This is a genomic window from Ralstonia sp. AU12-08 (assembly GCF_000442475.1).
Lineage (GTDB): Bacteria > Pseudomonadota > Gammaproteobacteria > Burkholderiales > Burkholderiaceae > Ralstonia > Ralstonia insidiosa.
The window spans coordinates 106,510-120,476 of sequence record NZ_ASZV01000010.1; the positions used below are offsets into that span (position 1 = coordinate 106,510).

General features: G+C 63.8%; 15 protein-coding genes. 12 read left to right on the forward strand and 3 right to left on the reverse strand.

Features of this window, described 5'->3' with window-relative positions:
* Positions 1-6: 6 nt before the first annotated feature.
* Entirely contained in the window at positions 7-1,035 is a 1,029-nt protein-coding gene (locus tag C404_RS37540) for an alpha/beta fold hydrolase (RefSeq protein ID WP_021193924.1), read from the reverse strand.
* Between the two features lie 298 nt (positions 1,036-1,333).
* On the opposite strand from C404_RS37540, the gene C404_RS37545 reads away from it, so the two are divergent.
* The 5 genes from C404_RS37545 (at position 1,334) to C404_RS37565 (ending at position 6,104) form a co-directional block, all read left to right on the forward strand.
* Complete coding sequence (locus C404_RS37545) at positions 1,334-2,674, forward strand: cytochrome-c peroxidase (RefSeq protein WP_374754708.1); 1,341 nt, start codon at positions 1,334-1,336, stop codon at positions 2,672-2,674.
* A 30-nt stretch (positions 2,675-2,704) separates the two neighbouring features.
* The gene (locus C404_RS37550) at positions 2,705-4,090 is read left to right on the forward strand and encodes a porin (protein ID WP_021193927.1); all 1,386 of its coding nucleotides are present in this window, start codon (positions 2,705-2,707) and stop codon (positions 4,088-4,090) included.
* Positions 4,091-4,255: 165 nt separating this feature from the next.
* Positions 4,256-4,816, forward strand: a complete 561-nt coding sequence (locus C404_RS37555; RefSeq protein WP_021193928.1) for an FMN-binding protein — start codon at positions 4,256-4,258, stop codon at positions 4,814-4,816.
* 7 nt (positions 4,817-4,823) lie between these two features.
* Positions 4,824-5,606, forward strand: a complete 783-nt coding sequence (locus tag C404_RS37560) for an FAD:protein FMN transferase (protein ID WP_021193929.1) — start codon at positions 4,824-4,826, stop codon at positions 5,604-5,606.
* Positions 5,607-5,624: 18 nt separating this feature from the next.
* Positions 5,625-6,104, forward strand: coding sequence for a hypothetical protein (locus C404_RS37565; protein WP_031329072.1), 480 nt, complete (start codon positions 5,625-5,627; stop codon positions 6,102-6,104).
* A 3-nt stretch (positions 6,105-6,107) separates the two neighbouring features.
* Here C404_RS37565 and C404_RS37570 read toward each other — a convergent pair whose 3' ends face one another.
* Entirely contained in the window at positions 6,108-7,016 is a 909-nt protein-coding gene (locus C404_RS37570; protein WP_021193931.1) for a LysR family transcriptional regulator, read from the reverse strand.
* A 107-nt stretch (positions 7,017-7,123) separates the two neighbouring features.
* On the opposite strand from C404_RS37570, the gene C404_RS37575 reads away from it, so the two are divergent.
* Positions 7,124-7,375 (forward strand): DUF2798 domain-containing protein, encoded by a 252-nt coding sequence (locus tag C404_RS37575; RefSeq protein WP_021193932.1) that lies wholly within the window; start codon positions 7,124-7,126, stop codon positions 7,373-7,375.
* 409 nt (positions 7,376-7,784) lie between these two features.
* The gene (locus C404_RS37580) at positions 7,785-8,252 is read left to right on the forward strand and encodes a GNAT family N-acetyltransferase (RefSeq protein ID WP_021193933.1); all 468 of its coding nucleotides are present in this window, start codon (positions 7,785-7,787) and stop codon (positions 8,250-8,252) included.
* A 10-nt stretch (positions 8,253-8,262) separates the two neighbouring features.
* Here C404_RS37580 and C404_RS37585 read toward each other — a convergent pair whose 3' ends face one another.
* Positions 8,263-9,801 (reverse strand): methyl-accepting chemotaxis protein, encoded by a 1,539-nt coding sequence (locus C404_RS37585; RefSeq protein WP_021193934.1) that lies wholly within the window; start codon positions 9,799-9,801, stop codon positions 8,263-8,265.
* A 458-nt stretch (positions 9,802-10,259) separates the two neighbouring features.
* Between C404_RS37585 and C404_RS37590 the strand changes: the two genes are divergently transcribed.
* The 5 genes from C404_RS37590 to C404_RS37610 all read left to right on the forward strand — a co-directional run bounded on the left by C404_RS37590 (position 10,260) and on the right by C404_RS37610 (position 13,959).
* Complete coding sequence (locus C404_RS37590) at positions 10,260-10,565, forward strand: recombinase-like helix-turn-helix domain-containing protein (RefSeq protein WP_021193935.1); 306 nt, start codon at positions 10,260-10,262, stop codon at positions 10,563-10,565.
* A gap of 71 nt (positions 10,566-10,636) precedes the next feature.
* Positions 10,637-11,704, forward strand: coding sequence for an aromatic ring-hydroxylating oxygenase subunit alpha (locus C404_RS37595; protein WP_021193936.1), 1,068 nt, complete (start codon positions 10,637-10,639; stop codon positions 11,702-11,704).
* The gene (locus tag C404_RS37600) at positions 11,697-12,470 is read left to right on the forward strand and encodes an SDR family oxidoreductase (protein WP_021193937.1); all 774 of its coding nucleotides are present in this window, start codon (positions 11,697-11,699) and stop codon (positions 12,468-12,470) included. Before C404_RS37595 ends, C404_RS37600 begins: the two co-directional genes overlap by 8 nt.
* Positions 12,471-12,515: 45 nt before the next feature.
* The gene (locus C404_RS37605) at positions 12,516-13,052 is read left to right on the forward strand and encodes a cupin domain-containing protein (RefSeq protein WP_021193938.1); all 537 of its coding nucleotides are present in this window, start codon (positions 12,516-12,518) and stop codon (positions 13,050-13,052) included.
* A 4-nt stretch (positions 13,053-13,056) separates the two neighbouring features.
* On the forward strand, positions 13,057-13,959 hold the full coding sequence (locus C404_RS37610; RefSeq protein WP_021193939.1) for an alpha/beta fold hydrolase: 903 nt from the start codon (positions 13,057-13,059) through the stop codon (positions 13,957-13,959).
* The last annotated feature ends 8 nt before the right edge of the window (positions 13,960-13,967 follow it).

Consider the following 13,967-nt stretch of genomic DNA (forward strand, 5'->3'; position numbering starts at 1 on the left):
GCATGATCAGGCCGGCGCCAACGTGCCGGCCACACGGGCGCGTTGCAGTGCAGCGGGTTCGTTGCCCGATTCCACATAGTCGGCAAAGCGGCGGATGCAGTCTGCCACCCAGTCGGGCCGGCGCAGGGGCAGCCAGTGGCCGGCATCGATCTCGTGCCGCCAGTAGTGCGATACCCAGGCCTCCACGGCGCGGGTGACGGCGGGGCTCACGTAGCGATCCCGCGTCGGCACGATCAACTGCACGGGGGCATGCGGCGCGCGCGCCTGTGGGCGGGCCAGCCGCTCGCGAAAATTGGCGCGGTACATCCGTACGCCATTGCACGCATCGCGCACCAGTGACGGCCGTTGCGCCGCGCCGCGGATGCCCTCCGTCTTGCGCAGCCACCACGGCCATGCGCGCGCCATCCACAATCGCCAGGACCATTCGGGCACCAGCGGCAGGTGGAAAACCCCCACGTACCAAGACTGCAGCCGCTGCTTCCACACCGCGCGCTTGGCCGCCCAGGTGCCGGTGTTGAGCTGTGCCTGCATCCAGTGGCCGACGTGATCGAGGCACGGCCCCGAAATTGACGTGTACGAAGCGATGCGTCCGCGCAGCTTGTTCGTGGTGACTGATTCCCAGCTGTGGATCGAGCCCCAGTCGTGCCCGACCAGGTGGAACGCTTCTCCCGGCAGCAGCGCATCCGCCACCGCGGCGAGGTCATCGACGAACTGCGGGATACGGTAACCGGTGGTGTCGGCGGGGGCGTCGGACAGGCCCGCGCCGCGCACGTCGAAGGTGATGACGCGGCTATGGCGCGCCAGCGCATCGCGCACGCCATCCCAGACCGAACTGTCATCCGGATAGCCATGGACCAGGACGACCGCCGGTCGCAGCCGCGCAGCCTCATCCCTGGGCTGGGTCAGGCGCGCATGCAAACGCACGCCGCCCGAGCGGACGACATGGGAAGACTGCTGGATGGGCTGGGGAAGGCCGCGCGGTTGGCGCGAATCCGGATGCGCATCAGGGGGCGCGGGAGCGGTAGGCGTGGCCATCGGCGGGTCTCCATGTCGATCAAAAGTGACATTGATCGATGGCATGGTGGCGCCGCTATCTCGGTTTGGCAATGCGCAACTTCACCAACGTTGCATCGATGCACCGCCACAAAGAACGTAGCTTTTCGTGAAAAAGTTCCATAGAATGCGAACGCGAATTGTTCCTATTACCATTAATTGAGCGGCCTGAGTGAGCCTACAAGCCGCCGAGATCAGGGAAATGCAAGAAAAAAAAGAACGCGGAGGAGACGGCGCGCGCACTCGTCTGTTGGCGCGCGCGTCGTGGCGTGCAATGTGGATGGCAGCCTGCACCGTGCTGGTGACGGCCTGCGGCGGCGGGGATGGCGGGAGCAGTACAACGTCGTCGAGCACACCCTCAGCCAACGCCTTGTCGCCGATGGCGCAGGTGGGCAAGCAGATCTTCTTTGATCAGGCGCTCTCTGCCTCGGGCAAGCAGTCGTGCGCGTCGTGCCACGATGCCGCGCGCGGGTTTACTGATCCGAACAACCTGGCGGTCTCGTTTGGCGGCCCGAACCATGATCTGCCGGGCCTGCGCAATGCGCCGTCGCTGAACTACGCGTCGTACACGCCCAACTTCAAGATCGATGCGACCGGCAAGGCGTCTGGCGGCTTTTTCCGTGATGGACGTTCGCCGTCCTTGGCAGACCAGGCGCAGCAGCCGTTCACCAACCCGTTCGAGATGGCGAACGCTTCGGCTGAGGACGTATTCAAGACGCTGCTGACGCGCCCGTACCTCGACCAACTGACCGCGGTGTTCACCAAGGCCGGCATTCAGGACAGCGCGACAGCCATGCAGAGCATTGGACGGGCATTGGCGGCGTACCAGTCCGAAGACCCCAGCTTCCATACGTTCGACAGCAAATACGACGCGTACCTTGCGGGCAAGACCACGCTCTCGGATTCGGAAACGCGTGGCCTGCTGCTGTTCAACAACCCGACCAAGGGCAACTGCACTGCGTGCCACCTTTCGTCGAGAACGGGGACCACGCCCGCGCTGTTCACCGACTTCACCTACGACAACGTCGGCATCCCGCGCAACTGGAGCATTGCCGCCAACCAGGAAGGCACGACGCTGCCTTACGTGCCGAAGAACGGCGCGGCGCTGGGTGATCCGAACTACAGCTATTACGACCTCGGCATCTGTGGCCCGCTGCGCACGGACTTCCGCGCGGGTGGCTCGACCTGCGGCAAGTTCAAGGTGCCCACGCTGCGCAACATCGCGCTGACCGCGCCGTACTTCCACAACGGCGTGTTCCAGACGCTGGATCAGGTGGTCGCCTGGTACGTCACGCGCGATACCGATCCCGGCCGCTGGTACGTCAAGGCCGACGGCACGCCCGACGTGCCCTACAACGATCTGCCGGTTGCCTTTGACGGCAACGTGAACGTGGCGGAAGTGCCTTACAACCCGGCCAAGGCGCCATCGATGACGAACCAGGAGATGAGCGATCTCGTGCATTTCCTGTGCACGCTCACCGATGGGTTTGATCCGGCCAATCCGTCGGCCTACAACGTGCCGGCGCAATGCGGCTCCACCGCGACCAGCGTGGGCGCAGCACGTATCCAGACCGTTTCTGCCAGCGGAGCCACGCTGGTCAAGACGGCAATCAACAAATAAATCGATTCAAAGACCAGGGAGCGTCACAGCATGAAACGAATCGCCCGGGCTGCCATTCCGGCCGCCGCCGCCATTGCGATGATGGGGGCTGGCGCAGCCAATGCCGCCACTACTGCGCAACTTGAACAAAAGCTCGATGCGATGGCCGCGCAGATTGAAGCGCTCAAGGCCGAGCTGAAGGAAGTGAAGTCGCAGAACGCGACGCTGGCCACGCAGCAGCAGACGCAGGCCAAAGCCCAGGCACAGCAGACCGCAGCCCTGCAAGACGTGCAGCAGACCGTGCAGACGGCGCAATTGGCATCGACCAAACCGTCGCCGCTGGACAACCTCACGCTGTGGGGCTATGGCGAGATCAACTACAGCCGCCCGACCCGCCGCTCCGAAGACACCAAGATGGATTTGTCGCGCGCGGTGTTCGGCATCGGCTACAAGTTCAACGACAAGACGCGCTTCAACTCCGAGTTTGAAGTTGAGCACGCGATTGCATCGTCGTCCGATTCGGGCGAATTCGAGGTCGAGCAGTTCTACATTGACCACAAGCTGACCGACAAGATCGGCTTGAACGCCGGCCTGTTCCTGATCCCGGCGGGCTTCATCAACCGCAACCACGAGCCGACCAACTACTACGGCGTGCATCGCAATTTTGTCGAGACGCTGATCATCCCGAGTACGTGGCGCGAGGGTGGCCTGTCGTTGTACGGCGATACCGACTTCGGCCTGAATTGGAACGTGGGCCTGACGACGGGCCTGAACCTGGCCAAGTGGAACTTCAACCCGGAGAACCCGCTATTCAACTCCGCGCTGGAGATGCAGAACAACGGCGCGGGCCCGATGCAGCAGACGCACCAGGAACTGGGGCTGGCCAACGCGAAGAACCTGTCGCAGTACGTGGCGCTCAATTACTCGGGTATTCCGGGTGTGACGCTGGGCGGCTCGGTCTTCACAGGCAAGAGCAGCCGTGCGAGCACCGATGCCCCGCTGCCTGAACAGCGCGCCACACTGTACGAGGCGCACGCTCGCTGGACGCCGGGCAAGTGGGACCTGTCTGCCCTGTATGCGCGCGGCATGATCAGCAACACGGCTGCGGCCAACCAGTTGAACCCGGGCGCGGCCAACCCGATGCCGTCGGCGTTCTACGGCTGGTTCGTGCAAGGCGCTTATAACGTGTGGCAAAAGGGCGATTACCGTGTCACGCCATTCGTGCGTTACGAGCGCTACAACATGGGTGAGAAGTACGCAGGCTTGGTGCCGGGCTTTGTGGCACCGGCAGGCTGGCCGTCGCTGTCTGACACGGTCTACACCGTGGGCGCGAACTTCTACCTGAACCCGAACGTGGTGTTCAAGGTCGACTACCAGCGCTTCACCAAGAACCGCGATTTCTCGCGCGTGGACCTGGGCCTGGGCGTGTCGTTCTAAGAACCTGCTCACGATCCGACTGCGCGGCCCGATCTTGGCCCTGCGATGCTCACCGTACCCATGTACGGTTGCGCTTCTCGCGCCAACCTCGGGCCGCTCGCTACGGATCGTGAACAGGTTCTGAGTCGCCCCATTTTTTTGAGTGAACCGAAGGAGGCGCAAGCCATGCGTTATCAGCCAGTGCCCATCGTTCTCGTGTGTGCCGCCGCCATCGGTGCGCCGGGGGTGGTCGTCACGAACGCCTTTGCCGCAGACTATATGACTGCAGCAGAGGCCCAGAAATCGATCTTTCCCGATGCCACCAGCTTTGAGCCGGTGGCGCTTGCACTGTCGGTCGACCAGCTCAAGCAGTTGGCCGATCGCGCGGGTGGCCCGGCCAAGCCCGGCGCTTGGCGCGTCTGGCAGGCCAAGCAGGGCGACAAGGCGGTCGGCTACGTCGTCACCGACGCTGTCATCGGCAAGTTCGAGCTGATCAACTACGCCGTGGGCCTGAACCCGGCGGGCGAGATCAGCGGTGTCGAAATCCTCACCTATCGCGAAAGCCACGGCTATGAAGTCCGCAACAAGCCGTGGCGTGCGCAGTTCCTCGGCAAGTCGGCCAAGTCGGCGCTGCGTGTTGGGGATGACATCAACAACATCAGCGGAGCGACACTGTCGTGCACGCACCTGACCGACGGCATCCGGCGCATTGCAGTGATGGCGCAGCTGGCGCTGGTCAAGGGCTGAGCCCGCGATGGCGCCGGTAGTCTGCCGACGTGCGCGGCCGCTGCTCGGCACGTTGGTTGATGTGCAGGCCGAAGGGGCGGGTGCACAGGCGGCCGTAGCGGCGGCATTCGATGAGATTGCTGCCGTGCACGCGCTGCTGAGCTTTCACGCACCGGACAGCGAGCTGCAGTTGATCAACCGTGCGGCGCCCGGCGCACGGCCGCACATTGATCAACGAACGGTCACGGTGCTGCGCCTTGCCGCCGCGCTGTATGACGCATCGGCGCGCGCTTTCGATTGCCGTGTTGGCACGCGCGAGCAGTTGGCCGACACGCGTTTTCCTGTTGCCTTCGAGGGCGACATGCTCATCAAACAGACTGGCGCATCGATGGACTTGGGTGGCATCGCCAAGGGCTATGCCGTCGATCGCGCCATCGAGGTGATGCTGGCGCATGCCATTGAACGCGCAGTCGTCAATGCCGGTGGTGACTTGCGCCACTGCGGTGTACGGTCGATGGCGGTGCAGGTGCGCGACCCGCGCAATGCGGCGCATGTGGCCACGACGGTAATGCTCGACAATGCGGCGCTCGCCAGTTCCACTGCGGGTGGTTTGGGTGCGCATGCTGGCAGCGTGTCACGCATTCACGATGCCGATCGAACTCATCTCCCAGCGCTTGCCGGGGCAACCGTGCAGGCACCTACCTGCATGCTGGCTGATGCGTTGACCAAGATCGTGCTCGCCACAGGTGATGTCACGCATCCGCTTCTGAATCAGTACGGCGCGACGGTGGCCGTATACTCGCCGGGTTAACCGGTTGCCCAGTCCGTCATGTCTGCCTCTCCCCGTTTTACCCACCATCTGCGTGAAAGCGCCTTCCGCCTCAGCCGCCGTCGGCGCTGGATGGTGTATGGCGTGTTTGCCGTGCTGCTGGTGACAGGGCTGGTCTGGCTGGCGCTGCATTTTCTGGATGACGGCAGCGAGGGCGGCATGCTCGCGCTGGCCTGGAGCATGAAGCTGCACGGCGCGGCGGCCATGGCGGGTTTGTATCTGCTCGGCATGCTGTGGGGCCCGCATATCCGCAATGCATGGGTGCGACGGCGTAATCGCGCGGCGGGCGCGGTGTTCGGCACGCTGACTGCCGTGCTGGTGGTGACGGGCTATGCGCTGTACTACGTCAACGGCGAGCTGCCGCGCCAGGGTGCGGAGATCCTGCACTGGGTGGCCGGGGCGGTGGTGGGCATCGCCTTGTGGGTGCACATCGTGATTGGCCGCCGCAAGCGCCGTGCGGTGTCGACCTTCCAGATGTGAGGGTCAGACGGGCAACTCTGGCCCGTCTTGCAACAGTGGATTGGCCGCTGCGAATTCAGCCAGATGCTCCAGCAGTGCGCGCACCTTGCGCGGCAATTGCTGCTGTGGCCACACCGCATAGATGGTGCGCTGCGGCGTTTGCCATTCCGGCAGCACCCGGACCAGGCGGCCGGCTTCCAGCGCTGCATGGCACAGCGTGCGCGGGCAATACAGCAGACCCTGTCCCGCCTCTGCCAGCGAAGCCGCCAACTCGATATCGTTCACGTCGCATTGCCCTTGCGGCTGCATCTCGATGGTCTCCTTGCCATCCGGCGAGGTGAAGCGCCAAGTGGAAATGGGCGATGCCACAATCAGACGATGCATTTCCAACTCGTGCGGATGCGCCGGTGCGCCGTGCTCGGCCAGATAGGCGGGCGAGGCCACCAGCACGATCCCGATGACCCCCAGCCGGCGCTGCCGCAGCTTGGGGTCATCCTGCGGCCCGACACGGATGGCCAGGTCCGCACCATGCCGCCAGACATCTTCATTGCGATTGCTCAGCGACAGCTCCAGCCGGATCTCCGGCCACGCCGCCATGAAGCTCGCATAGGCTGGCCCCAGCAGCCCGCGTGACAGATTCAGCGGCGCCAGCACGCGCAGGGTGCCCTTGATCTGGTTGAGGTCGTCGTCGAGTGTTGCGGTGGCTTGCGTGAGGGCGGTCAGCAGCGGGCGGCACTGCTCGTAATAGAGCAGGCCTTCCGGCGTGGGCTTCAGGCTGCGTGCGCTGCGTAGCAGGAGCTGGCAGCCGAGGGTGGCCTCCAGCTTCTGCAGACGCCGCGTCAAGGTAGCTGCAGGCAGATTGGCGTGGCGCGCAGCTGCCTGCAGGCTGCCGTGATCCACGATGGAAACGAAGAGGGCCAGGTCGTCAAACATGATTCCATTTTTGGAATTTAAGTTTCAATAAACATCTATAGTTTCTTGAAACGCGGTTGTATAGCATACCGTCAATCACATTTGATGGCTTTGCAAGGAGAACCGCCATGTCGATGCTTGTTTCGCTACCTACGCGCCTCCGTGTCACGTTTGCTTGGTTGATGTCCGGCCTGATGTCGTTGCTGATGACGGGCTGGATTGGCTGGATCAACGTCGGCTTCAGCGCAGACTTCGTCGCCCGCTGGGCGCATGCCTTCATGCTGGCCTGGCCAGCAGCATTCACCATCGTGCTCGTTGCCGCACCCACCGTGCAGCGCCTGACGCAACGCCTGGTGCTGCCGGATGCGCTGCAGCCCTGACTGAAAAAGAAATCGGCCCACCGGGAGGACGGTGGGCCGAAAGTTGACAGCAGGAAAGACCGACCAAAATCGGTGTGACACGCAGGTTGGCGGTATGCGGATGTTCCAATCGCAACGTCACCAACCCAATCGCGCATGACAACACTGACTCGGCAACCTTCGGTTGAACTCGCAGCGCGGATTCCCCAATCACGCTGCAAGCCCATCCTTGCCAAGCATTGCTGCCCGACGCGCCCTACCTGACACCCGACCGCCTCCACCTTGCACACTGGCGGAGTTCGTCGCCAAGCAGTGATTGCACTGTATGACCCGTCGGCTTTCGTCAAACTTTCGGAGGCGCTCAGGACTTACCCGCATGTGCGTGCCCCCGTGCGGCAGAATGGCAGCCCCATCACACGGACTGCTCACCATGCCCGCATCTGCCGAACTGCTGATCCGCCCCATCCGCCAAGACGACTACGACGCCTGGAAACCCCTCTGGGACGGCTACAACGCCTTCTACGGCCGGGCCGGGGAAACCGCCTTGCCCGACTTCGTCACGCAGACGACGTGGCAACGTTTCTTTGACGAGCATGAACCCGTCTATGCCATGGTCGCCGAGCGCGATGGCGCGTTGCTCGGCATCGTGCATTTCCTCTTCCATCGCAGCACGACGCAGGTGCAGATGACGTGTTATCTGCAGGATCTGTTCACGGTAGAGGCGGCACGCGGGCAGGGCGTGGGCCGCGCACTGATCGAAGCCGTCTACCAGCGCGCCGCAGAGGCCGGCCTGCCGCGCGTTTACTGGCAGACGCATGAGACCAACGCGACGGCGATGAAGCTCTACGACACGGTTGCGGAAAAATCGGGCTTTGTGGTCTACCGCAAGTTTCTGTAACGCCCGCGCGCTAGCCCGCCACGCGGAATACGCTGACCGCGCGCGCCAGCTCCTGCGCCTGCTCTTCCAGCGATTCCGCCGCGGCCGCGGCCTGTTCGACCAGCGCGGCGTTCTGCTGCGTCACCTGGTCCATCTGCGTGACGGCCTGGTTGACCTGCTCGATACCGCTGCTCTGTTCGGCCGAGGCGGCACTGATCTCGTCCATGATCTGCGTGACGCGCGCGATCGCTTGCACGATGCGCTCCATCGTGGCGCCCGCTTCGCTCACCAGCGTGGAACCCGTCGCCACGCGCTCGACGGATTCACCAATCAGCGCCTTGATCTCCTTGGCCGCCGCTGCGGAACGCTGCGCCAGCGTGCGCACCTCGCCCGCCACCACGGCAAAGCCGCGGCCTTGTTCGCCAGCACGTGCTGCTTCGACTGCCGCGTTGAGCGCGAGGATGTTGGTCTGGAACGCAATCCCTTCAATCACGCCGATGATGTCGACGATCTTGCGGCTGCTGTCGCTGATCTCGCCCATGGTGGACACCACACGCGCCACCACCTCGCCGCCCTGGCTGGCCGTGCTGGACGCATCGCCCGCAAGCGCGCTGGCATGGCGGGCGTTATCGGCGTTCTGACGCACGATGCCCGTGAGCTGCTCCATGCTCGATGCGGTTTCTTCCAGCGACGAAGCCTGTTCTTCCGTACGTTGCGACAAGTCTGCATTGCCTGCCGCAATCTGCTTGGAGGCCACGTTGATCTGCTCGATGCCGGACTGGATGCGCGCCACCGTGCCAGTCAGCGTGGATTGCATCGTATGCATGGCGTGCAGCAGGCTTGACCGGTCATCCGCACGCAGCGCAACCGGCACGCTCAGGTCGCCATCGGCAATCTGCGTGCAAACGGCGGCGGCATAGCCGGGCTCGCCACCCAGGCTGCGCTTGATGTTGCGGATCAGCGCCAGCATCAGCAGCGTCAGCAGCAGGCCGATGGTCAGCACGATGGCCGTGCCCTTGATTGCGTTGTCGCGCAGTACGGCGTCGATGTCGTCGATATAGGCGCCGGTATAGACGTGCCAATCCCAGTCGGGCAGGTACTGCGCGTACGTGAGTTTGGGGACCGGTTTCTCCGTGCCCGGGCGCGGAAATTCATATTCGATGAAGCCTGTGCCGACGCCGATGATGCGCTTGACCGCCTGCACGCCGGCTGGGTCGTTCAAGGTGTCGACGTGCTGGTTCTCAGAGGTGGGTTTGACCGGCAGCAGCCGAATCACCTGCCCAGAATCCATCACGCCGATATAGCCGGTCTTGCCAAAGCGGATGGGGCGCAGCGCTTCCAGCGCGGCCCGTTTGGCGTCGTCCACCGGCATGGTCTGTTTGGCCGCTCGATCCTGGTACGACTTGATGACGGCTGTGGCGCTTTCGATCTGGTGCTGCAGGTCCAGCCGTTTCTCGTTCAGCATGGTGGCGCGGTTGGCCAGCAGGCCGATCGCCAGCAGCGCGCTCAGGCTTACCCACAGCAGCGCTAGCGTCGCGTACAGCTTGGCGTTCAAGGTCAGTCGTTTCATGTGGTTGTTGTTGTCTCGTGCGTGTCTCCGTCGCATTTCGGCCAGCCGCCAGCCAGCCGCCCCTTGTGTGCGACGAATAGAGATACGGCAACCAGTTGCATATCTGAAGAGACGTCCCTCGAAAGAGGGAGGGCGTGCGCGCCGCATCTTTCCGGCTACACCAGCTAGCGCGTACGGGTATTGATGGGGATGGCTGCCGGTTTTGGCGCCGGCGTCCTGGGTAGGAGAGGAAGGAGGGGCGCTGTCGATTGATGCAGGGCTGGCCGACCTCGCCAAGACTGGTGCCCCACGCGCCATCCGGCCGATCGGCCGGCTTCTGGTGCACCAACTTTTCACAAAACCATAGGGTAATCCCGCATCTGCGATTTCGAAGACGCGGTCTATAGTGGCACCTGTGTTCCAGATATTAACAGACGTTTCATAGGTAAAACAAGCGAAACGTGATGGAGTCGACAAATATGCAGCCGCAATTCAACCCCGACCTCGCTCCGTGGGAGCCGATTTCTCCAAACAACGTCGCTGGCAAGGGCCGTGTTGAGCGCCCGGGCCACGTCGCCAATCTGGTGTGGCAGACGCGCGCTGCTGAGCCGACGCCCTATGAGAACCAACTGGCCGATTCGCTGGAAGCGGCGTTCCTGGGCGGCGCGCAAACGCCGGCCGACATCGTCGTCGTGCTGAACGAACGTGGCCCACGCAACGCCGCTGGCGGTGAGGTCTGGACGGAAGACACGTTCCTGGCCGAAATGCGCCGCCTGGGCGCCTGATCACCACACACGATTCGACGCCGTATTGCCCGCAGAGGCAGCCGGCGCAACCCCATCAAGCGAGGCAAGCAATGGAAGGCAACAAGGAAGCGCAGAAGGAAGCGCGCATCAACACCGGTCTGCGCAACTACTGGTATCCGGTGGCGGCGTCGTGGAACGTGAAGAACGCGCCGGTGGGCATCACCCGCCTGAGCCAGAACATCGTGCTGTGGCGTGATACCGCTGGCCAGGTGCATGCACTGGAAGACCGCTGCCCGCACCGTGGTGCACGCCTGTCGATGGGCTGGAACCTGGGTGATCACGTGGCCTGCTGGTACCACGGCGTTGAAGTGAACGGCCAAGGCACGGTCACGAGCGTGCCGGCTGTCGATGCTTGCCCGATGGAAGGCAAGACCTGCGTGCGCAGCTACCCGGTGCAGGAACGTGCCGGCGCCATCTTCCTGTGGTTTGGCGACAAGGCACCGTCTGAATACGACGATGCTGTCGGCACGCTGCGTTTGCCGGAAGAGCTGACCAACGACGAGCACAGCCACTTCCTCTGCTTCGCGCACTGGAACGTCAACTACCGCTACGCCATCGACAACGTCATGGATCCGATGCACGGTGCGTACCTGCATGCGGTATCGCACTCGATGGCCAGCGGCGAGAAGAAAGCCGTGATGGAAGTGGTCGAAACCGAGCACGGCATCATGTTCCAGAAGACCGGCCAGCGCGGCGTGAACTTCGATTGGACCGAGTTTGGCGAGACCGGCACGATGTGGCTGCGCCTGTCGATTCCGTATCAGCCGAAGGTGGGCCCCGGTGGCCCGTTCACCATCATCGGCATCACCACGCCGGTGGATGAAGAACACTGCATCGTCTACTTCTGGCGCACGCGTCACGTGCAAGGCTGGGAGCGCGACGTGTGGCGCTTCCTGTATCGCAATCGCCTGGAAGGCCTGCACTGGGACGTGCTCGAGCAGGACCGCGTGGTGCTCGAATCGATGGCGCCAGAGGCGCGCGACCACGAAACGCTGTATCAGCACGACATCGGCATCACGCGTATCCGCCGCCTGCTGGCGCGCCGCGCTGCCGCCGAACTGGCCGATGCGCCGGTCGCCATGCTCAAGCCCATTGCTTCGGAAGCCCAACATGCCTGAGCGCAATCCAGCCGCCGGGCTGCTGGTCGGCCGCAAGGTGCTCGTCACGGGCGCTGCACGCGGGCTGGGTCTGGCATTCGCCAAGTCCATCGCCGAAGCGGGTGGCGCGGTCGCGCTGGCGGACATTCTGGGCGAGCGTGTGCAGGAAGAGGCCGCAGCACTGCGTGCGGCCGGCTTCGAAGCCCATGGCTTCACGCTTGATCTGGGTGATCCCGCATCCATCCAGGCATGTGCTGCTGCGGCCGCACAGGCACTGGGCGGTCTCGATGGCCTCGTCAACAACGCGGCGATCACCAACTCGGGCGGGCGCGATGCATCGTCCATCGACGTCGACACCTGGGACCGCGTGATGAACGTCAACGTGCGCGGCACCTGGCTGATGACGACGGCCTGCCTGCCGGCGCTCAAGGCGTCGGGCCGTGGCGCGATCGTCAACCTATCGTCAGACACGCCGCTGTGGGGCGCGCCGAACCTGCTGGCCTACGTGGCCAGCAAGAGTGCGGTCATCGGCATGACCAAGTCATTGGCGCGCGAGTGCGGCGCAGACGGCATCACCGTCAACGCCATCGCGCCGGGCCTGACGCTGGTGGAAGCCACCGAATACGTGCCGGCGCATCGTCACGCGCTGTATCGCGACCAGCGCGCCATCTCGCGCGACCAAGTGCCCGGCGATGTCTGCGGCGCCGTGCTGTTCGCGTTGTCCGATCTTTCCCGATTCGTGACGGGCCAGACACTGGCCGTCAACGGCGGTTTTGTCATGCAGTAACGCAAGCACATTCTGCAACCACACACCATTCAGAAGAGGCATTCGATGAGCGATCTCTCCGAACAACAGCAAGTGCAGCGCACCTGGGACCGTCCTGAAGGCGCGTCGTTTGAAGACTGGATGAACAGCCGCGTGGCGCGTTTTGCCACCCGCCGTTACGACTGGGACGCTCTCAAGTTCCAGGCCGACTTCGACCCGAAATACCGCCGCGCTCAGATGCGCTACGTGGGCACAGGCGGCACGGGCGTTGCGGCGGACACCAACACGGTGCCGTCGGAGCACTTCACGTTCTCGACCATGGTCATCCCGGCCGGCCACGAAGGTCCGTCGCACCTGCACACTGATGTGGAAGAGGTGTTCTTCGTCATCCGCGGCAAGCTCAAGCTGGTCCTGGAGAAGGACGGCGAGCGCTTCGAGACCATCCTGACCGATCGCGACCTCGTTTCGGTGCCGCCCGGTGTGTACCGCGAAGAAATCAACATCGGCGACGAAGACGCGCTGATGTGCGTGATGCTCGGCGCCAAGAAGCCGATCACGCCGACGTATCCGCCCGAGCATCCGCTCACCAAGATCAAGCGTTGATGCCATGAGCACGCAGGCTGTCATGTCCTCCCACCCGTTCCGTGTTGCTGATGCACTTGCCGTGCTCGGCGCCGAGTTTGCCGAACACACCGTCGCAATCAACGAGCAAGGCGATCGCATTGGCTTTCGGCAATGGGGTGAGCGCGGGCCGGTGGTGGTGCTGTTGCACGGCATCAGTTCCAGCGCCGCGTCATGGCTGCCTTGCGCGCAAGTCCTTTCGCAAACCATGCGCGTGTTCGCGTGGGATGCGCCGGGCTACGGCAACTCCACGCCGCTGCAAACGCTGGCTCCCTGCGCTGCTGACTATGCAGTGCGCCTGCGCGCTTGGCTGGCCGCTCTGCATGTGAAGCCGGATGTGATTGTTGGGCATTCGCTGGGCGCGCTGATGGCGTCTGCCTATGTGGCCGAAGCGCCGGCGGCGATGCAAGTGCGCAACTTGCTGCTGCTGAACCCCGCACAGGGCTACGGCCAACCAGGGAGGGAGGCGCAGTCGCGCACCATGCTGGCGCAGCGTCTGGCAACGCTCGAAAAGCTTGGCATCGACGGCATGGCGGAATCGCGCCACGCGCATTTGCTTCGACCCGATGCGAGCAACGAAGAGCGCGCCTGGGTGCGCTGGAACATGAAGCGCCTGAACGATGGGGGCTACCGCCAGGCGGTGGCCATGCTCAGCGGCGACGACATTGGCGCCTATCTGCGCAAGCGCCCGGCATCGACACCCGCCCGCGTGGCCTGTGGCGATGTTGACGGCATCACGCCGCCGCAAGGCTGCGAAGCCTTGGCCGAGACGTTCGATCTGCCGTTCGCGCTCTTACCGTCTGCCGGACACGCTTCCTATATCGATGCACCTGAAGCGGTTGCAGGCTGGATCGAACAAGCCGTCCTCTCTCAATCCCGAAACGCGTAAGCGTCAAC